Origin of the sequence: Bradyrhizobium sp. AUGA SZCCT0105 (genome assembly GCF_018129565.1) — a bacterium.
GTDB lineage: Bacteria > Pseudomonadota > Alphaproteobacteria > Rhizobiales > Xanthobacteraceae > Bradyrhizobium.
The window spans coordinates 1,839,550-1,857,643 of sequence record NZ_JAFCMK010000001.1 but is presented as its reverse complement, the minus strand read 5'-3'; the positions used below and the strand labels follow the sequence as shown (position 1 = coordinate 1,857,643).

Here is an 18,094-nt window from a genome sequence, read left to right as displayed (position 1 = left end):
CCCCGTCGCGGAACACCCCGTCCGCCGGTCTCAAACACATCGCGTCGGCAGGTCTCCCGGCTTGCGGAGTAGGATTTCTCCCTTGATGCCCACCTTCCCGACTCCATCAGGGAATCAGTGGCTTGGGCATCTCTCCGGTCACGGTCGCGGGGGCGGCTGCGCTTTGGGCAAACCCAGCGGTCTGAGCCCTATCGCATTCCCTCTTCGCCTGTCGTAGGACAGGAACCAACGCGGGGTCACCATTCGGCCTAGCCTCGCACTTGTCAAGCCGAAGGAACGTGATGATTTCTGATGGAAACGACGCTGAAGATCGCGACGTCGGCACCGACCCTTCATTGGATGCGCGCCACGCGGCCAAAATGGCGAAAAAGAAGGTCGCCCGCGACAAGATCATGGCGACCAAGAGCGGTGAAAAGGGCTTGATCATCGTTCATACCGGCGCCGGCAAAGGAAAATCCTCCTCCGCCTTCGGCATGATCGTGCGCTGCGTGGCGCACGGCTTTCCCTGCGCCGTGGTGCAATTCATCAAGGGCGCCTGGGATACCGGCGAGCGCCGCCTGCTCACCGGGCATTTCGGCGATCTCTGTCAATTCCATGCGATGGGCGAAGGTTTTACCTGGGAGACGCAGGATCGCGCCCGCGACATCGCGGCAGCGCAAGCCGGCTGGGAAAAGGCCAAGCAGCTGATCGCGGATCCGAGCCTGCGGATGGTCGTGCTCGACGAGATCAACATCGCGCTTCGGTATGACTATCTGGCGATCGCCGATGTCGTCGATTTCCTGACCACGTCGAAGCCGCCGATGACGCATGTCGTGCTCACCGGGCGCAACGCTAAGGACGAATTGATCGAGATCGCCGATCTCGTCACCGAGATGACGTTGGTCAAGCACCCCTTCCGGTCCGGCATCAAGGCCCAGCCGGGCGTCGAGTTCTGACAGACATCACCATGGCGCGCGCATTGATGATCCAGGGAGCCGGCTCGGACGTGGGCAAGTCGCTCATCGTCGCCGGCCTTGCGCGTGCCGCAAGACGGCGCGGCCTGCGCGTGCTCCCGTTCAAGCCGCAGAACATGTCCAACAACGCCGCCGTGACCGTCGACGGCGGCGAGATCGGCCGCGCGCAAGCCTTGCAGGCGCTTGCCGCCGGCGTCGAGCCGCACACCGACATGAACCCGGTGCTGCTGAAGCCGGAGACCGACGTCGGCGCGCAGGTCATCGTGCACGGCAAGCGGATCGCGACCGCACGCGCGCGCGAATATGCCGCCATGAAGCCATCGCTGATGGGCGCGGTGCTGGAGAGCTTTGGGCGCCTGAAGGCGCGCGCCGACCTGGTGCTGGTCGAAGGCGCCGGCAGTCCTGCCGAGGTCAATCTGCGCAAGTCAGACATCGCCAATATGGGCTTTGCGCGCAGGGCCGACGTGCCCGTAGTCTTGGTCGGCGACATCGATCGCGGCGGCGTGATCGCGCAGCTCGTCGGCATCCAGGCTGTGATCGATCCTGATGATACTGCGATGATCCAGGGCTTTGTCATCAACAAGTTCCGCGGCGATCCGACGCTGTTCGACGACGGCTACCGCCTGATCGAAGCCCGGACCGCGTGGCGCGGCTTCGGCGTGCTGCCCTGGTTCGCTCGCGCCGGTGAGTTACCTGCCGAAGATGCGCTCGGGCTCGGCGAGGCGCGCAAGCCCGGCCAGTGCAAGATCGCGTTTCTGGCGCTGTCGCGGATCGCTAACTTCGACGACCTCGATCCGCTGAAGCTCGAACCCGGCGTCGATCTCGTGATGGTGCGGCCGGGTGAAGCCATTCCGGGCGACGCGAAGCTCGTCATCCTGCCCGGCTCGAAATCGACCCGCGGCGATCTTGCCTTCCTGCGTGCGCAAGGCTGGGACATCGACCTGCTGGCGCATCATCGCCGCGGCGGCCACATCCTCGGCCTGTGCGGCGGATACCAGATGCTTGGGCAAAGCGTCGCCGATCCTGACGGGATCGAGGGGCTCGCCGGCGAAACGCCTGGCCTCGGGCTGCTCGATGTCACGACGACCATGACCGAACAGAAGACGCTGACCCGCGTCAACGCGGTGCACGCTGCGACCCATCAACCGATCAGCGCCTACGAAATCCACATCGGGCGCACCGACGGGCCGGATCGCGCACGGCCATTTGCATCGCTTGACGGCGCGCCGGAAGGTGCCATGTCGAGCGATGGGCGCGTTCACGGCAGCTATCTGCACGGCCTGTTCGCCTCGGACGGATTTCGCAAGGCGTTTCTTGCGCAGCTCGATATCCCCGTTGCGGATCAGCCGTACGGCGCCAGGGTCGAGAGCGCGCTCGACGCGCTTGCCGAGCACATCGAGACCCATCTTGATGTCGAGGGCCTGCTCGCGCTGGCGCGCTAAGCGGATAGTGCGGCAGAAAGGCGTGACCAGTCGGTCTCGCTGCCCGGCAAGCCCAAGCGCAGCCATCCCGGCTTTTGCTGGAAAACCCGCGACCAGATCTGCGCGCGGGCAAGCTTCTCCTGCGCGGCCAACGCGTCGCCGGTGTCGAAGAGACGGAACAGCGGCGTGCCGCCGAGCAGCGTCCAGCCCTGCGATCGCGCCGCCGTATCGAGCCTGCGGCAATCATCCGCGAGCCGGGCAATCGTCGCCTTTGCCCAGTCGCGATCGAGCAAGGCGCGCCGCCCGATTGCGATCGCGGCCCCCGAAACCGGCCATGGCCCCGCCATCGCCGCAAGCGCAGCGATATCCGGCTCGCTGCCGATCGCGAAGCCGAGCCGCAGACCCGCAAGTCCGTAGAACTTGCCGAATGAGCGCAGGATCAGGAGCCCCGGCTGTCCGGCCGCTCCTGCAAGCGACAGGTCAGGTACCGCGTCCGCAAAACTCTCGTCAATCACGACCCGGCCAACGCGCGGCAGCAGCGCAAGCAGTTCGCGCCGATCGTGACGCCGTCCATCAGGGTTGTTCGGATTGACGACGACGGCAAGATCAGCGCCTGCGAGCGCCGCAAGATCGAACACCTCGGCAACGTCCCAACCGGCGGCCGACAATATCCCCGCATACTCATTGTAGGTGGGCGCAAGAATCCGGGCTCGCCCGCGCGGCGCCAGATGCGGCAGCAACTGAATCGCGGCCTGCGCCCCGCCCATCGACGCGATCGGCGCGTCGGTCCCGTAGGCCTGCCGCGCGGCGTTGTGCAGCGACTCGATTTCGGATCGCGACGGCAACGCGCCCCATTGGCGCGGCTCGACATCGACGCCAGGATACGGCACCCGATTGATCCCCGTCGACAGGTCGATCCAGTCTTCCGCGGCGCCGCCGAAGCGCTGCTGGGCGACGTCGAGATTTCCGCCGTGCTCACGCATGCGCCGCTCCTTCACGCCAGCGCCAGGGCCACGAACGCCGCGGCCAGCAGCATCATGGCGTAACGATAGAGCTTCAGCCCGGTGAGGACATCAGCGGCAGCCGGATCGCGCGCCCCCTCGTTCAGCCAGGGCTCGTTCGCGATGCTGCCGTGATAGATGCGGGGCCCGCTGAGCCGCACACCGAGCGCGCCGGCCATCGCAGCTTCCGGCCAGCCGGCATTCGGCGAGCGATGGCGGCGCGCATCGCGCAACATGCAGGACCACGCCCGCGAGAAGCGCGGGGCAAGCAGCACGAACAGCAAGCCGGTCAGCCGCGCCGGAATCAGATTGGCGAGATCGTCGATCCGGGCGGCGGCCCAGCCGAACGCCTCGTGCCGCTCGGTGCGATGGCCGATCATCGAGTCCAGCGTGTTGATTGCCTTGTAGCCAAGGATTCCCGGCAGGCCGAACAGAGCACCCCAGAACACCGGCGCCACGATGCCGTCGGATGCATTCTCGGCAAGGCTCTCGATGGTCGCGCGCGCGATGCCGGCGTCGTCGAGCGTTGCGGGATCACGACCGACAATCTGCGCGACCGCCGAACGCGCGGCCGCGATGTCGCCGGACGCAAGCGGATGTGCCACCGCGGCGACATGATCATGCAGCGAGCGCAGCGCCACCAGCGGCCACGCCAGCACACCGACGAGGACGACGCGGACCCATCCGGATGCGAGCGTGGACTGAACCGCCCAACCCAGCGCCGTCGCCAGCGCGATCACCAGGATGGCCGCCGCGACACCGGCGATGCGCCGAAACGCCGGCGGATCGGAGGCCCGGTTCCAGGCGGTATCGACGAGATGGATCAGCCGGCCGAGCCAGGTCACGGGATGGCCGATGCGGGCAAACAGCCAAGCCGGCCAGCCGATCAAGGCGTCCACAGCCATCGCCACCGCCATCGCTCCCGCAAAACCCACGCACCTCTCCTCAACCGCGATCCCCCTGATGCGCAAGACGTCGGCCGAGTGCAAGCCCTCCGGGGCGGATTTCGGCTTTGTCTTTTACCGCGATTGGTGGTTAGAGCGTTTTCGAGGCGAGGCGGATACCGGTTCGCGACAGGAGTCCATATGGCCGTCATTCTGATCACCGGTGGAGCCCGGTCCGGAAAAAGCCGCCGCGCCGAACTGCGCGCGCGCAGCTTTCCAGGTCAACCGGTCTATGTTGCGACCGCCGAGGCGCTCGACTCGGAAATGGATGAGCGCATCGCCAAGCATCGTGCGCGCCGCGGCAGCGACTGGATCGAGCGCGAGGTGCCGCTCGATCTCGTGGAGGCGCTGGCCGAGACCGATGGCGGCGGCGCAAGGCTGGTCGATTGCCTGACGCTGTGGCTGTCCAACCTGCTGCATGCGGAGCGCGATTGGTCGCAGGAAGTTGCGCGGCTGGCGGACGCGCTGGCGCGCCAGCACAGCCCGGTCATCATGGTCACCAATGAGGTTGGCCTCGGCATCGTGCCCGACAACGCACTGGCGCGGACTTTCCGCGACGCCGCAGGACTCATGAACCAGAGCATTGCCGGTGCGGCGGACGAGGTCGAATTCGTCGTTTCGGGCCTGCCGATGAAGCTGAAATGAGCAACCCGACCGATCCCGCCAACGGCCCCGCGATGGTCTCGTTCGACGATGCGTTTCGCCGGCAACTGCACGAACTTTTTGTGTGGCGGCGCGACGTGCGCCGCTTCCGGTCCGAGCCGCTGCCTGATGGTACGATCGAGCGGCTGATCGAGATCGCCTGCCTCTCGCCTTCGGTCGGGTTGAGCCAGCCCTGGCGGTTCGTCATTGTCGACGATGCGGCGCGGCGCCGCGCTGTCATCGAGGACTTCAAGACCTGCAACGCCGACGCGCTGCGTTCCTATTCCGGTGAGCGTGCAGCCAAATATGCCGCATTGAAACTTTCAGGCCTTGAAGAGGCGCCCGGCCATCTCGCCGTGTTCGCCGAGAAGAGCGACCAGATCGGCTCCGGTCTCGGCCGCGCGACGATGCCGGAGACGACAGAATATTCCGTGGTGGCTGCGATCTGCTCGATGTGGCTGGCTGCGCGCGCGGAAGGCATCGGGCTCGGCTGGGTCTCGATCTTCACTCCAGGCCGCGTTCACGAGATTCTGGAAATACCCGATACGTGGAAATTCATCGGCTACCTCTGTATCGGTTACCCCCAGGCGGAATGCGACCGTCCAGAGCTCGAGCAGGCCAAGTGGGAATCGCGGCGAGGTCCGGATGAATTCACCATCCGGCGCTGACCAATCTCCGACCGGCAGCGGCGCCTCGAACAGCGCTGCCCACTGGCGCGCCGACATCGCCTCCCTGGTTTTTCCGCTCCCGGAGCACGGCGCCATCTGTGCGGTACATCGGGGCGCGTTTCGAACATTGCTTGGCGCCGACCCGACGCCGGACGGCTGCATCGGTTATTTCGCACGGTTTGAAGACGCGTTCAGGGCCGCGGCGCGCTCCAAGATCCTGCGCAAGCGCATCCCTCTTGGAACAAATCTGCATCTTACCAGTCGCGACATCGCTCGAAAGCTGCTAGAAGCCGACCAAATCGAATGTGGAGAACGACCATGAGCCAGTCCCCGGCCGCGCAAACCCAGGTCATGCAATCCCAGGTCACGCATCTGCCGGTCGCGACCGGACGGGTCGGACGGCTTGCCCAGTCCCTGATGGCGATGACGCTCGGCCTGTTCATCGTCGGCGTGGTCGGCTTCTCGCACATCGACGTGATCCACAACGCCGCGCACGATGTGCGCCATTCCAACGCTTTCCCCTGCCACTGATCTCGTCGGCATGAGCACGTTTCGCTCGATCGTCTTCTCCTCGGTCATTGCCGGATTCATCGTTGGCCTGATCGTCACTGCGGCCCAGCAGTTCGGCACCGTTCCGCTGATCCTCAAGGCCGAGGTCTATGAGAAGGCGGCCGAGCACAAGCACGAAGCCGCCGCGCCAGCGCAGGCCATCCTCGTCCACGATCATGCGGAACATGATCACGGCGCCGAGGCGTGGGAGCCGCGCGACGGCCTGGAGCGCAATCTCTATACCGCGGGAGCGAACATCCTGACCGCGATCGGCTTTGCGCTGCTGCTTTGCGGCTTCTTTTCGGTGCGCAGCGGCGCGACCGGCGAGCCGATCTCGTGGCACGAAGGCTTGATGTGGGGCCTCGCAGGCTTTGCCGTCTTCACGATTGCGCCGGGCCTTGGGCTGCCGCCTGAACTACCGGGGGTCCCCACCGCACCACTGTTGTCACGTCAGATTTGGTGGGTGACGGCGGTGCTGGCGACATCCGCCGGCCTTGGGCTGATCGTTTTCCGGCGTTCGATGCCGGCCGCGATCGCCGGCGTGGTCTTGATCATGCTGCCGCATCTGATCGGCGCGCCCGAGCTGGAGCATGTCGAGACCAGCGTGCCCTCGTCATTGTCGCATCAGTTCGTGGTCGCGGTCACGCTGACCAGCCTGGTGTTCTGGTCGCTGCTCGGCGGCCTGACCAGCGCCGCGTTCGCCTATTTCGACCAGCCCGCGTCGGCGTAACGCCCCTGCCTGATATCGTGGCCGCTCAGCTCGCCTGCCTGAGCGGCTTGCCGGCCCGCAGCTCCCTGTCCTGCACCAGCACTTTCTCGGCATAGAGCTGGTCGATCTCCTGCCCGGACAGCCCGAGTTCGCCCAGGATCTCCTCATTGTGTTCACCGAGCAGGTCGGCCCTCAGCTCGGTGCGCTGCGGCCATTCCGAGAAGCGCATCGGCACGCCCGGGATCGCAAATTGGCCGATCCGGGGATCGCTGACATGGCGGACCGTACCGCGCTCGATCAGATGCGGCTGGGCCATGGCGTCATTCAGTGTCAGCACCGGCGCGCAGGGTATCCGCTCCTGCTCCAGCGCGGCGATCGCCGCATCGCGCGACGGAAACGTCTTGAGCCAGGCTTCGACGATCTCCCCCACCAGCACCCTGTTGTCGGCACGGGCGCGCGCGGACTCGAACCGCGGATCCTTCTCGAGCTCCGGCCGCCCCAGCGCGCGAACCATTTGCGGCCATTGATGCGCCAGCGCGCAGATCACGAGAAACTCACCTCGGCCGCAATCGAACACCCCGACTGGACCGCCATTCGGATGCAGCGAGCCCTCCCGCTGCGGCACGAAGCTATCCCCGCGCAGCGAGACCTTCGGCACGTTGGCCTCGTGCATGTGAAAGTAGGTGTCCAGCAGCGTCGATTCGATGAACTGTCCCTCTCCGGTCCGCTCGCGGTGCAGCAGCGCAAAGCCTATGGCCATCGCTGCGGCAACGCCGGTCGAGGCATCCCCGATCGCCACCGGCACTTGCGCCGGCTTCCCGTCGGGATCGCCGATCACGCCGGTGATGCCAGCGAAGGCCTGGGCGATATAGTCGAAGCCGGGCTTATCGCTCAGCGGTCCGGTTTGTCCCGCGAAAGAGATCGAGCACATGATCAGCCGCGGATTGATTTTCCTGAGCGTCTCATAACCAAGTCCGGCGCGCTCCATCACGCCGGGCGTAAAATTCTCCACCAGAACGTCGGCCTTGGCGGCGAGCCGGGTCAGGATCTGGCGGCTCTTCTCATGCTTGAAATCGAGCGCGAGGCTGCGCTTCGAATGGTTCTGCTGGAAGAAATACGTGCTCTGCGAGGTGTTCTTGTACGCGGGATCCCGCGGCTTCAGGCCCTGGAAGCGCGACCGGTCGCCGAACGGCGCGAGCTCGATCTTGATCACGTCGGCGCCGGCTTCGGCCAGCAGACGCGTGCAGGTCGGGCCTGCGACGAACTGGGTGATATCGAGCACGCGATAACCGGTCAGCATTTTCGGACGCAGGGTCATCTCAATTGTCCAGTTGTTGTGACTGAAGAGTTTCGGCGGGCGCGTTTCCGCCCGCCGGCCTCGTTCCAAACAGATTGCTGCGGGCCTGCGCGTCGAGCGTCTTGCGCACCGCGCGCCGCCCGACCGCCAGCCCCTTCTGGAGCAGCGGCCGTCCACGAAGCTCGGCGAACCAGCGCCTGACGTGCGGGACATCGTCGAGCGTGAAGCCCTGTGCCTTGTGAGTCATCACCCATGGAAAGCAGCCGATGTCGGCGATCGAATAGTCGTCGCCCGCCACGTGGCTGCTCTTGCCCAGCCGATCGTTGAGCACGCCGTAGAGACGGCGCGCCTCGTTGCCATAGCGCTCGACCGCATAGGGAATCCTGCTCGGCGCATAGAGCGAGAAGTGCCCGTTCTGACCCAGCATCGGCCCGAGCGCGCTCATCTGCCACATCAGCCATTGCTGCACGCGGGTGCGGCCATGCAGATCACGCGGAGCGAACCTGCCGGTCTTCTCCGCGAGGTAAAGCAAGATCGCTCCCGACTCGAAGATCGTCAGCGGCTCGCCTCCGCCGGGCGGGTCCCTGTCGACGATGACAGGGATCCGCCCATTGGGATTGAGCTTGCGGAATTCGGGCTTGAACTGGTCGCCGCGCGTGATGTTGACCGGCACGACGGTGTACGGCAGCTCGCATTCCTCGAGCATGATCGAGACCTTCCAGCCATTCGGCGTCGGCGCGAAATGAAGATCGATCATCGGAGCCTCCGGCACAGCTCAGGCCAGCTGCTTTTCGCGCGACAGCGACAGTCCGGCCTCCTGCAGCCGCCGCTCGAGCATCGGCACACGGTCGTTGCCCCAGAACTGCTCGCCGCGAAAGACGCAGATCGGCACGCCGAAGATATGATCGCCCTGGCTCTCCTGCTGAGCCTCCTCATATTCGCGCCGGCCGTCACCTTCGAAATAGCTGCGGAATTCAGCGCCGGACATCCCGAGCGACTCGATGAAGCGCTCCACCGCATCGACCTCGTCGACCGCGAGCTCGCGGCGGAAGAACAGCTCGTAGACCAGGCGGCTGTATTCGATCAGCCGCCCCTGCTTCTCCGCGAACAGCCCGCCGATCAGCGCCGGGGCGGTGTCGAATATCTTCAGCGGGCCGCGGATGATCTTCTTGTCGCCGCGCTCGTTCGCGGACCGCCGGGCATCCATGTAGGAATACTTGACCTTGTATTCCGAATAGACGCTGCGCTGGCCGGAGCCCTTGATCCGGAGCTGGAACGGCCGCCACTGCACCTTGATGTCGAACTTCTTTTCCAGCTCGAACACCGGATCGAATGCCAGCCAGGCATAGGGGCTCTTGTAGTCCGAATACATCTTGAGAACTTCGCGGGACATTGTCTCTCCTTTGCCGATGTCATTGCGATTGAGCGACGAGCGGGCATTGGCTCTCCGACAACGGCTGCGCCGCCTCGGATGCCGGAATGACCTTCTCGATGGTGTAGTAGTCCCAGGGCTTCTTGACCTCGCCGGGGGCCTTGATGCTCGCCATGTAGAACGGATGCATCAGCCAGCCGTCGGCGCGCACAAAACCGTTCTCGACATACATGTCGTTGACCGGCAGCTTCCGGATCTCGTCGGCGACCTTCAGGCCGTCCAGGGTCCTGGCGGCAGCGACGGCCTGCAGATAATGCAGCGTTCCCGAATAGACCGCGGCCTGGTCCATGGTCGGCATTGCGTGGTGCTGCCTGAAGAAGCGCTCCGACCACGCGCGCGTCTTGTCGGTGCGGTCCCAGTAGAACGGGGTCGCAAAGGTGAGGCCCTGCACATTGGCAATGCCGAGCGCGTGCACATTGGTGATGTAGGTCAGGGGCACCACGATGTGCTGCCCGCCCTCGGCGAGGCCGAACTCCTTGGCCTGCTTCAGGGCGTTGGTGGTGTCCTCCGCCGCCGAGATCAGCCAGATCACCTTGGCCTTTGACGCCACCGCCTGCAGCAGGAACGAGCTGAAGTCGGGATTGTTCTGCGGGAAGCGCACCGAGCCCAGCACCTTGCCTCCGGCCGCCTTGATCGCGCCCGCCGCGGCATCCTCCATCGCCTTGCCGAAGGAATAGTCGGCCGAGAGAAAGAAGAACGTATCGAGCCCGCGCTCGATCAGCGGCTTCGGCAGCGGCGCCGAGATGGCGTAGGCGTTGAGCGACCACGAGAAAGCGGTCGCCGCGCAGGCCTGCTGGGTGATTGCGGGGCTTCCGGTCACGCCGTGGATGACGATCTTGTTGCGCGTCCGCGCCAGCTCCTGCACGGCGAGCGCCACGGCGGATTGCGCGACATCGACGACGACGTCTGCACCGCCATTGTCGAACCAGTTGCGGGCGATCGCCGCGCCGACATCGGCTTTCGCCTGGTGATCGCCGGAGATCACCTCGATCGGACGATCCAGCACCTTGCCGCCGAAATCCTCGACCGCCATCCTGGCAGCGAGCACCGAGCCCGGCCCCATGATGTCGCGGTACATCCCCGACATATCGGTGAGCACGCCGATCCTGACCGGCTGCACATCCGCCGCCCGAACCGGCGTCAGCATCGCGCCGCCGACCAGCAACGCGATCGCTGCAGCTGTGGGTGTTCGTTTCTTCGCCATGACTATCTCGACGCTCCCGCTTGGGCCGGCATGCATGTGCCGGCCTTCTTGCTCTCAGATGATCCGCCTGGACGTCAGATCGTCGATCCGCTGCCCGGAGAGGCCGAGCAGCCCGCCATAGATCTCCTGATTGTTCTGCCCGGGCGTCGGCGCCGGCGCGGTGTATCCCTTGTGCGTCCGTCCCATCTTGATCGGAAACCCGGCGCCAATGACGCGCTGCTCCAGCGGCTCGGTCGGATGCACGACCGGCTGCAGCATGTCGCGCGCGCCGAGATGCTCCCAGGCGAGGATGTCGTCGATGTCGCGTATCTGGCTCGCGGCGACATCGCCGCGATTGAGCGCCTCGATCGCCTCGAGCGTGGTGCGGCCCAGCGTCCATTCGCTGACGATCGCATCGACGATCGTGTTGTTGGCGACGCGCCAGCCGGTGTTCATGAACTTCGCGTCCGCGGCGAGGTCGAGCCGGTCCATCACACCGAGCAGCGCCAGCCAGTCCTCATTCGTGGCGGCGCCGAGCGCGATCGCACCGTCGCGCGTGGCATAGGTGTTGAACGGCGAGAACCGCATGATGCGATTGCCCTGCCGTGGCGCCATCCCCATCTGCGGGTAGCAATCCAAGGGCTCGTCGAGCACCAGCGACAACAGGCAGTCAGCCATCGCGACATCGACGAACTGGCCTCGTCCCGACACGCGCTGCTCGGTCAGCGCGGCGAGGATGCCGGAGACGGCAAAGGCGCCCGTGATGCCATCCGCGAGCGCGGTGCCGGCCTTGCTGGGGCTGCCATCCGGCGCACCGGTGATCGACATCAGGCCGGATGCTGCCTGGATCATCAAATCGTACGCCTTGAGACGCCGGTCGGCGCCGGTCGAGCCGTAGCCGGTCAGCGCGCAATGCACGATCGCGGGATTGACCTGGCGGTTTGCCTCGTAGTCGATCCCGAGCCGCTCGGCCGCACCGGGACGCAGATTCTCGACCAGGATGTCCGACTTGCGCAGCAGCGCATGGAACAGCTCCATGCCCTCCGCCGTGCGCATGTTCAGCGTGATCGACTTCTTGTCGCGGCAGCGCTTCAGATAGGCGAGACCGAGATCGCTGTCATGCTTGCGGTCGAGCGAGACGCCGTCCTTGCCGAGGAACGGCGGGCCGGTCATGGTAGGATCGCCCTGCTCCGGGGTATCGATGCGAATGACCTCGGCGCCGAAACCCGCCAGCATCAAGGTCGCGAACGGACCTGAATAGAACCGCGTGAGATCGAGTACGCGGACACCGTGCAGCGCGCCTTGCCTCGTCATCGTCAGGCTCGCCGTCATCCGCAATTTCCCTTCCCGCTTGCTGCTCTGTGGCTGTCTTCATCGTTGACGCGGCGGGCATATAGGTCAAATATTTTCCGATCCGGATTATTGATGCGAAAATGGAATGAATGATGCGCGAGCGACGCCCACGCCGGTTCGAGGTCAGCCTCAAACATCTTCGCGCCGCCAACTCGGTCGCGGTGTATGGCAGCTTCACCGCGGCCGCCGCCGACCTCGGCATGACGCAGTCGGCGGTGAGCCGTCTGGTGCTGCAGCTCGAACGGCAGCTCGGCGTTTCGCTGTTCCTCAGATCGACGCGCAACGTCATCCTGACCGCGCCGGGCCGCGAATTCACGGCATCGACGCAGCGCCTGCTCGCCGATCTCGGCGCCCAGGTCGACAACGCCCGCGCACTCGGCGAGCAGATCAAGGGACGCCTGATCATCTCCTGCCTGTTGTCACTCACGCACCACGTGGTGCCGGAGGCCGTGCTGAAATACAGGAAGGCGCATCCCGGCGTCGAAATCCACCTGCGCGAGGGCCTCGGCAGCGAGGTCTATGAAGATGTGCGCAGCGGCCTCGCCGACTTCGGCGTCGGCAACGTCACCGCACTCGGCCAGGAGGTGGTCAGCGACGACGCGGTGCAGGAGTCCTGCTTCGCGATCCTGCCCTCGCGCCATCCGCTGCGAAACAACAGCACGCTGAGCCTCCGCGAACTGCGCAACGAAACCTTCGTCTCGCTTCCGACCGGCTCGGGCCTGCGCAAGCAGATCGACAGCGCCGCGACCGCAAGCGGCATCGTGCTCAATCACAGCACCATCGTCGAGCAGTTCGGCACGCTCTACGATTTCGTCGCAGCCAATGTCGGCATCTCGATCGTTCCGGCCTCGGCGGTGCCGCCGCGGGCGCCGCGCGGCGTGATCGTCAGGCGGCTGGTGTCGCCGCCGCTGGTTCGCAAGATCGGGATCCTGCGGCTGAAGAACCGCCCACTGACGCCGGCCGCGACCGGATTTCTGGATATCTTCCGGCCGCTGTTCCTGAGCGCATCACGGCGATAACCCAAGACTCACAAGAATCATTTGAGATTCGCGGCGGAGCCTGATTAGGTTCGGCGATGCCGTCTGCTGCACGCCGCACCCTGCGCGCCTGACGGCGGCAATGCCGAACCGACAGGGCCCGATCACCGATGACCAGGACGCGACGGACACGACCGACGATTCGTGACGTCGCGGCCGAGGCCGGCGTCTCCGTCTCAAGCGTCAGCCGCACCCTCAATGGCGGCATCTACACCAGCGCCGAGCTGCATGCCCGCATCATGCGCGCGGTGAAGCGCCTCGGGTTCGAGCCCGACCAGGCCGCGCAGGCGCTGCGCTCGCGGGCCTCCAACACGATCGGCTGCATGGTCGCCGATTTCTCCAATCCGCACTACACCGGCATGGTGAGCGCGGCGGAGGAGGAATTCCAGCGCGCCGGCTTCCTCTTGATGCTGGCGGCGACCAAGCATGAGGAGGCGCGCGAGGCGGCGTTCCTGTCGGCGGTGCGGCGGCGCCAGATGGATGGGTTGCTGCTGTTCGCCGGCGACAATTCCCACAAGGATTTCATGAAGGGGCTGGCGACGCTCGACCTGCCCTGCGTCACCGTCGACCGCGAGGTACCTGATAGTGTGATGGTTCGCGTCGATCACCGCGGCGGCGCGCTGGAGGCAACGCGCTATCTGATCGGCCTCGGCCATCGCCGGATCGCGTTGCTGACCGGAAGCGCTGCGGTGCTGCCGAGTTCGGAGCGGCTTGCGGGCTACCGGCAGGCGCATCAGGAGGCCAAGATCGAGGTCGACCCGACCCTGATCCGCCCGCACATGCAGGGCGCCAACACCGCCTTCAGCTCGGTGTGCCAGCTGCTGCAAATGACAAAGCCGCCGACCGCGATCATCTCGCTCGGCACCAGCATGCTTGCCGAAGTGCTGGAGGCGATCACCAGCAACGGCCTGCGCTATCCGCAGGACGTATCGATCGTGTGCAGCGGCGACACCGACCTCGCCCGCCATGCGACGCCCGCGATCTCGGCCCTGAGCTGGGACATGAACGAGGTCGGCCGCACCGCCGCGCGGCTGTTGCTGGAACGAATCCGCGACAGCGACAAGGCCGGCAGCAGCGCCCCGGTGTTCCTGCCGACGCGCCTCATCCTGCGCCATTCCTGCGCCGCACCGGCAGCGCCCGCGCGGGGGCGGAAGTAGCGCCGCGCCATCAATCGGCCAGCGGCGCCGCTGCGTATTGCGCGTCGGAGACGTGCTCCATCCAGGTCGCGTAGTCGCCGTCGAGCGCTTCGTGGATCGCGATATGGCTCATGCCCGTGGTTGGCGCCGCGCCGTGCCAATGCTTCTCGCCCGGCGGAATCCATACCACGTCACCCGGCCGGATCACGCGGATCGGGCCGTCCCAGCTCTGCACATATCCGGCGCCGGCCGTGACGTAGAGCGTCTGGCCGAGCGGATGGGTGTGCCACGCCGTACGCGCACCCGGCTCGAAGGTGACGCGCGCGGCCTGCACACGCGCGGGTGCGGGTGCATTGACGATCGCATCAGCCCATACGGTGCCGCTGAACCAATCGGCGTTGCCGCGCCGGCTTGCGATCGATCCTGCACGCTTGATGTCCATCTGTGATCCTCTCATCTTTCCAATCTGGAAACGATTCCATAACTTCGTCATTGCGAAGAGCGATAGCGACGAAGCAATCCATCGTCCCGCATATGCCGCGCGATGGATTGCTTCGCTGCGTTCGCAATGACGGAGATAGACGGCGCTCATAGCGCCGCTCTCAGCGGAGCACAAACCCTTCATAACCGCGCTGCGCGATCTGCGCGATGCGGTGGCGGTAGCCCTGGCCGACATAGGGCATGAACACCCGCGGCTTGCCTGCGATGTTGGCGCCCTGGTACCAGGAATTGGCCTTCGGATAGAGCGTGCGGCTGGCGGCGTCGGCGACATGCGCCATCCAGGCGCGCTCCGCGTCGGGCTCGGGCTCGATCCGCGTCAATCCCTTGGTACGCATACTGTCGAGGCAGGCCGCGATCCACTCGACATGATTCTCGCAGGCATGGATCACATTGCCGATGACAGAGGGGCTACCTGGCCCGGTCACGACGAACAGGTTCGGAAAGCCCGACACCATCAGGCCGAGATAGGCGCTGGGGCCATCGGCCCATGCTTCCTTCAACGTCGCGCCATCGCGCCCGCGGATCTGCATCGCGGCGAGCGCCCCGGTCATCGCGTCATAGCCGGTCGCCAGCACCAGCGCATCGAGCGCGAACGACCGCGTCGCGGTCTCGACGCCCGCTTCGGTGACCGTCGTCAGCGGCTCCGTGCGCAAATCGACCAGCTCGACATGCGGCAGATTGTAGGTCGCGAAATACCCGGTATCGATGCAGATACGCTTGACGCCGAGCGGATAATCCTTCGGTGACAGCGCCTCCGCCGTCGCCCCGTCGTGCACGATGCCGCGGATCTTGTCGCGCACGAAATCGCAGGCGACGTCGTTGACGGCCGCATCGGTCAGGATGTTCGGGAATGCGGTCAGAATGCCGCCGCCGCCCTGCTCCCAAAGCTGTTCATAGCGCGCCCACTGCGCGTCCCGCTCGGGCACCGGCGCGTCGAAGGCATTCGCAGGAACCCGCCCGAACTCCGGCGTCTCGAGGCTCTCGCGATATTTCGCGATCACGGGCTCGGCGGCAGCAATGTCGGCTTCGGACAGCGGCGCATTGCGTGCAGGCACCGAGTAGTTCGGCGTGCGCTGGAATACGGTCAGGCGGCTCGCCGCCTTTGCGACCATCGGGATCGTCTGCACACCCGACGAGCCGGTGCCGATCACGGCAACGCGCAAGCCGGAAAAGTCGATCTCCTGATGCGGCCACTGCCCGGTGTGATAGACCGGCCCACGAAAACGCGCGAGGCCCGCGAGCTTCGGCTTGTTGGGTACCGAGAGATTGCCGGTCGCCATCACACAAGTCGATGCGACGATGCAATCGCCGCGATCGGTGCGCAACGTCCAGCTCTCGCCTTCTTCGTCCCAGTCGGCGCTCGTCACGCGAGTGTCGAAGCGGATCAGGGAGCGCAGATCAAAGCGCTCGGCGACGCGCTGCGCGTAGCGCAGGATCTCCGGCTGGGCGGCGTATTTCTCGCTCCAGCGCCATTCCTGCCGCAGCTCCTCCGACCAGGTGTAGGAATAGAACAGGCTCGGAATGTCGCAGCGCGCGCCCGGATAGCGATTCCAGTACCAGGTGCCGCCGACGTCGGACGCCGCCTCGATCCCGATCACCTTCAGCCCGAGCTCGCGCAACCGATAGATCGCATAGAGCCCGCCGAAGCCGGCACCGACCACGACCGCATCGCACTCGGCGACCAGCGGCGGCCTCGCGCCATGGTCCGGGCTCGTCTGCTCCAGTCTGCTCATTTGTCACATCTCTCCGGCCGCAAGAATATTGCCATCGGTGGGAACGCGCGCTAGTCTGGAAACGTTTCCAGACTGGAAGCGCATACGATAATTGTCGCCTGGCGTCAACGCACCGGCCGTCGACCGAGGGAACCGCGCGCGCGCCACACGGCGATCAGCGGACAATCAGGGAGTGACTGAGGGATGTTGGACGGATTCTGTCTTCGTGCGTGCCTGGCGGCCGCGGTAACGATCGGCGCGCTGTCGCCCGCGCTCGCGCAGAAGAACTACGGCCCGGGGGTCTCGGATACCGAGATCAAGATCGGCAACATCATGCCCTATAGCGGTCCTGCTTCGGCCTACGGCGCGATCGGCCGGACCGAGGCGGCCTATTTCAGGATGATCAACGACCAGGGCGGCATCAACGGACGCAAGGTCAACTTCGTCAGCTACGACGACGGCTTTTCGCCGCCGAAATCGGTCGAGCAGGCGCACAAGCTGGTCGAGGGCGACGAGGTGCTGCTGGTGTTCCAGCCGCTCGGCACCGCGCCCAATGTCGCGATCCAGAAATATCTGAACGGCAAGAAGGTCCCTCACCTCTTCATCGCATCGGGCGCGACGCGCTTCGGCGATCCCCAAGGCTTTCCCTGGACGATGGGCTGGCAGCCGAACTACCAGAGCGAAGGACGGATCTACGCCAGATACATCCTCGACAAATTCCCGAACGGAAAGATCGCGGTGCTCTGGCAGAACGACGATGCCGGCAAGGATGCGCTCAAGGGGCTGCGCGACGGCCTCGGCGACAAGGCGAGCAGCATGATCGTCGCCGACAAGTCCTACGAGCTGACCGATCCGACGCTGGATTCGCAGATCGTGGCGCTGCGCGCCTCCGGCGCCGATATCCTGTTCACCTGGGCGGCGCCGAAGGGCGCGGCGCAGACGATCAAGAAAGTCGCCGAGCTCGGCTGGAAGCCGACCTTCTTCCTGACCTCCACCGCGACCTCGGTCGCCTCGGTGATGCGCGCCGCCGGCATCGAGCATTCGCAGGGCATCATCTCGGTCGCCTACCTCAAGGATCCGACCGACACGATCTGGAACGACGATGCCGAGACCAAGGAATGGCGGGCGTTCATGGACAAGTACATGCCCGACGGCGACAAGACCAACGGCAATCACGTCTATGGCTACGCCGCCGCGCAAACGCTGGCGCAAGTGCTCAAGCAATGCGGCGACGATCTCACGCGCGAGAACGTGATGAAGCAGGCCGCCAGCCTAAAGAACTTTGCGCCGAAGATGATCCTGCCCGGGATCAGGATCAACACCAGCGCGAACGACTTCCGTCCGATCGAACAGTCGCAGCTGATGCGGTTCGAGGGCGAGAGCTGGAAGCTGTTCGGCAACATCATCACCGGCGAGGTCGGCAGCGAATAGTGCGCCTGCGCGCTCTGTTCAATGAGAGGGTGGGACGAGACGCAAAGCTGAGGCAATTCGCGTCGCGACGACGCGGGTGTTTGACTCACGGGCGTGCAGCATGTTCGACGTCGTCCCTGCGAAAG

Annotated in this window: 19 protein-coding genes and 1 riboswitch; of the genes, 10 read left to right on the top strand and 9 right to left on the bottom strand. The window is 65.4% G+C overall.

Annotated elements, in window-relative coordinates:
* Positions 1-28: 28 nt before the first annotated feature.
* A riboswitch (cobalamin riboswitch) is annotated at positions 29-245 on the bottom strand.
* Positions 246-281: 36 nt separating this feature from the next.
* Positions 282-935, top strand: coding sequence for a cob(I)yrinic acid a,c-diamide adenosyltransferase (gene cobO, locus JQ573_RS08385; RefSeq protein ID WP_212310904.1), 654 nt, complete (start codon positions 282-284; stop codon positions 933-935).
* A gap of 11 nt (positions 936-946) precedes the next feature.
* The gene (locus JQ573_RS08380) at positions 947-2,395 is read left to right on the top strand and encodes a cobyric acid synthase (protein WP_212310905.1); all 1,449 of its coding nucleotides are present in this window, start codon (positions 947-949) and stop codon (positions 2,393-2,395) included.
* Here the strand turns inward: JQ573_RS08380 and cobD are convergent.
* A complete protein-coding gene (cobD, locus tag JQ573_RS08375; protein WP_212310906.1) occupies positions 2,392-3,357 on the bottom strand; it encodes a threonine-phosphate decarboxylase CobD in 966 nt (321 codons plus the stop codon). The two genes, JQ573_RS08380 and cobD, sit on opposite strands and share 4 nt — an antisense overlap.
* An 11-nt stretch (positions 3,358-3,368) precedes the next feature.
* Positions 3,369-4,310 carry an adenosylcobinamide-phosphate synthase CbiB gene (gene cbiB, locus JQ573_RS08370; protein ID WP_312011380.1) on the bottom strand — a complete coding sequence of 314 codons (942 nt, stop codon included), beginning with the start codon at positions 4,308-4,310 and terminating at the stop codon, positions 3,369-3,371.
* Positions 4,311-4,460: 150 nt separating this feature from the next.
* Here cbiB and cobU point away from each other — a divergent pair, with 150 nt between their 5' ends.
* Genes cobU through JQ573_RS08345 form a run of 5 tightly spaced genes read left to right on the top strand, consistent with a single transcriptional unit; the run spans position 4,461 to position 6,908 of the window.
* Positions 4,461-4,964: a bifunctional adenosylcobinamide kinase/adenosylcobinamide-phosphate guanylyltransferase gene (gene cobU, locus JQ573_RS08365; protein WP_212310907.1), complete on the top strand. Its 504-nt coding sequence runs from the start codon at positions 4,461-4,463 to the stop codon at positions 4,962-4,964.
* Positions 4,965-4,996: 32 nt separating this feature from the next.
* Positions 4,997-5,629 (top strand): 5,6-dimethylbenzimidazole synthase, encoded by a 633-nt coding sequence (gene bluB, locus JQ573_RS08360; protein ID WP_212311645.1) that lies wholly within the window; start codon positions 4,997-4,999, stop codon positions 5,627-5,629.
* Positions 5,607-5,951: a hypothetical protein gene (locus JQ573_RS08355; RefSeq protein ID WP_212310908.1), complete on the top strand. Its 345-nt coding sequence runs from the start codon at positions 5,607-5,609 to the stop codon at positions 5,949-5,951. Before bluB ends, JQ573_RS08355 begins: the two co-directional genes overlap by 23 nt.
* Positions 5,952-5,980: 29 nt before the next feature.
* Positions 5,981-6,160 carry a CbtB-domain containing protein gene (locus tag JQ573_RS08350; RefSeq protein WP_212311646.1) on the top strand — a complete coding sequence of 60 codons (180 nt, stop codon included), beginning with the start codon at positions 5,981-5,983 and terminating at the stop codon, positions 6,158-6,160.
* A gap of 10 nt (positions 6,161-6,170) precedes the next feature.
* Entirely contained in the window at positions 6,171-6,908 is a 738-nt protein-coding gene (locus JQ573_RS08345; RefSeq protein ID WP_212310909.1) for a CbtA family protein, read from the top strand.
* Positions 6,909-6,933: 25 nt separating this feature from the next.
* Here the strand turns inward: JQ573_RS08345 and JQ573_RS08340 are convergent, their stop codons facing one another.
* From JQ573_RS08340 to JQ573_RS08320, 5 genes are read right to left on the bottom strand one after another with little or no spacing between them, the layout of a single operon-like run.
* Positions 6,934-8,205, bottom strand: a complete 1,272-nt coding sequence (locus JQ573_RS08340) for a CaiB/BaiF CoA-transferase family protein (RefSeq protein WP_212310910.1) — start codon at positions 8,203-8,205, stop codon at positions 6,934-6,936.
* 1 nt (position 8,206) lies between these two features.
* Complete coding sequence (locus tag JQ573_RS08335) at positions 8,207-8,941, bottom strand: glutathione S-transferase N-terminal domain-containing protein (RefSeq protein WP_212310911.1); 735 nt, start codon at positions 8,939-8,941, stop codon at positions 8,207-8,209.
* Positions 8,942-8,959: 18 nt separating this feature from the next.
* Positions 8,960-9,577 carry a DsbA family protein gene (locus JQ573_RS08330; protein WP_158231186.1) on the bottom strand — a complete coding sequence of 206 codons (618 nt, stop codon included), beginning with the start codon at positions 9,575-9,577 and terminating at the stop codon, positions 8,960-8,962.
* A 19-nt stretch (positions 9,578-9,596) separates the two neighbouring features.
* Positions 9,597-10,820, bottom strand: a complete 1,224-nt coding sequence (locus tag JQ573_RS08325) for an ABC transporter substrate-binding protein (RefSeq protein ID WP_212310912.1) — start codon at positions 10,818-10,820, stop codon at positions 9,597-9,599.
* 54 nt (positions 10,821-10,874) lie between these two features.
* A complete protein-coding gene (locus JQ573_RS08320) occupies positions 10,875-12,131 on the bottom strand; it encodes a CaiB/BaiF CoA-transferase family protein (protein WP_212310913.1) in 1,257 nt (418 codons plus the stop codon).
* Positions 12,132-12,244: 113 nt separating this feature from the next.
* Here JQ573_RS08320 and JQ573_RS08315 point away from each other — a divergent pair, with 113 nt between their 5' ends.
* Together JQ573_RS08315 and JQ573_RS08310 are read left to right on the top strand one after the other, a co-directional pair.
* Entirely contained in the window at positions 12,245-13,171 is a 927-nt protein-coding gene (locus JQ573_RS08315; RefSeq protein ID WP_212310914.1) for a LysR family transcriptional regulator, read from the top strand.
* A gap of 128 nt (positions 13,172-13,299) precedes the next feature.
* Positions 13,300-14,346, top strand: coding sequence for a LacI family DNA-binding transcriptional regulator (locus JQ573_RS08310; protein ID WP_212310915.1), 1,047 nt, complete (start codon positions 13,300-13,302; stop codon positions 14,344-14,346).
* Positions 14,347-14,356: 10 nt separating this feature from the next.
* Here the strand turns inward: JQ573_RS08310 and JQ573_RS08305 are convergent, their stop codons facing one another.
* Positions 14,357-14,767, bottom strand: coding sequence for a cupin domain-containing protein (locus JQ573_RS08305; protein WP_212310916.1), 411 nt, complete (start codon positions 14,765-14,767; stop codon positions 14,357-14,359).
* Between the two features lie 160 nt (positions 14,768-14,927).
* The gene (locus JQ573_RS08300; protein ID WP_212310917.1) at positions 14,928-16,559 is read right to left on the bottom strand and encodes an NAD(P)/FAD-dependent oxidoreductase; all 1,632 of its coding nucleotides are present in this window, start codon (positions 16,557-16,559) and stop codon (positions 14,928-14,930) included.
* A gap of 183 nt (positions 16,560-16,742) precedes the next feature.
* Between JQ573_RS08300 and JQ573_RS08295 the strand changes: the two genes are divergently transcribed.
* Positions 16,743-17,969, top strand: a complete 1,227-nt coding sequence (locus JQ573_RS08295; protein WP_212310918.1) for an ABC transporter substrate-binding protein — start codon at positions 16,743-16,745, stop codon at positions 17,967-17,969.
* The last annotated feature ends 125 nt before the right edge of the window (positions 17,970-18,094 follow it).

Coding starts and splice junctions, on each gene's coding strand:
- bluB (WP_212311645.1), top strand. CDS start 4,997: ATGGTCTCGTTCGACGATGCGTTTCGCCGGCAACTGCACGAACTTTTT.
- JQ573_RS08310 (WP_212310915.1), top strand. CDS start 13,300: ATGACCAGGACGCGACGGACACGACCGACGATTCGTGACGTCGCGGCC.
- JQ573_RS08350 (WP_212311646.1), top strand. CDS start 5,981: ATGCAATCCCAGGTCACGCATCTGCCGGTCGCGACCGGACGGGTCGGA.
- JQ573_RS08355 (WP_212310908.1), top strand. CDS start 5,607: ATGAATTCACCATCCGGCGCTGACCAATCTCCGACCGGCAGCGGCGCC.
- JQ573_RS08305 (WP_212310916.1), bottom strand. CDS start 14,767: ATGGACATCAAGCGTGCAGGATCGATCGCAAGCCGGCGCGGCAACGCC.
- JQ573_RS08315 (WP_212310914.1), top strand. CDS start 12,245: ATGCGCGAGCGACGCCCACGCCGGTTCGAGGTCAGCCTCAAACATCTT.
- cobO (WP_212310904.1), top strand. CDS start 282: ATGATTTCTGATGGAAACGACGCTGAAGATCGCGACGTCGGCACCGAC.
- cobU (WP_212310907.1), top strand. CDS start 4,461: ATGGCCGTCATTCTGATCACCGGTGGAGCCCGGTCCGGAAAAAGCCGC.
- JQ573_RS08335 (WP_212310911.1), bottom strand. CDS start 8,941: ATGATCGATCTTCATTTCGCGCCGACGCCGAATGGCTGGAAGGTCTCG.
- JQ573_RS08295 (WP_212310918.1), top strand. CDS start 16,743: ATGTTGGACGGATTCTGTCTTCGTGCGTGCCTGGCGGCCGCGGTAACG.
- JQ573_RS08345 (WP_212310909.1), top strand. CDS start 6,171: ATGAGCACGTTTCGCTCGATCGTCTTCTCCTCGGTCATTGCCGGATTC.
- cobD (WP_212310906.1), bottom strand. CDS start 3,357: ATGCGTGAGCACGGCGGAAATCTCGACGTCGCCCAGCAGCGCTTCGGC.
- JQ573_RS08340 (WP_212310910.1), bottom strand. CDS start 8,205: ATGACCCTGCGTCCGAAAATGCTGACCGGTTATCGCGTGCTCGATATC.
- JQ573_RS08325 (WP_212310912.1), bottom strand. CDS start 10,820: ATGGCGAAGAAACGAACACCCACAGCTGCAGCGATCGCGTTGCTGGTC.
- JQ573_RS08320 (WP_212310913.1), bottom strand. CDS start 12,131: ATGACGGCGAGCCTGACGATGACGAGGCAAGGCGCGCTGCACGGTGTC.
- JQ573_RS08330 (WP_158231186.1), bottom strand. CDS start 9,577: ATGTCCCGCGAAGTTCTCAAGATGTATTCGGACTACAAGAGCCCCTAT.
- JQ573_RS08380 (WP_212310905.1), top strand. CDS start 947: ATGGCGCGCGCATTGATGATCCAGGGAGCCGGCTCGGACGTGGGCAAG.
- JQ573_RS08300 (WP_212310917.1), bottom strand. CDS start 16,559: ATGAGCAGACTGGAGCAGACGAGCCCGGACCATGGCGCGAGGCCGCCG.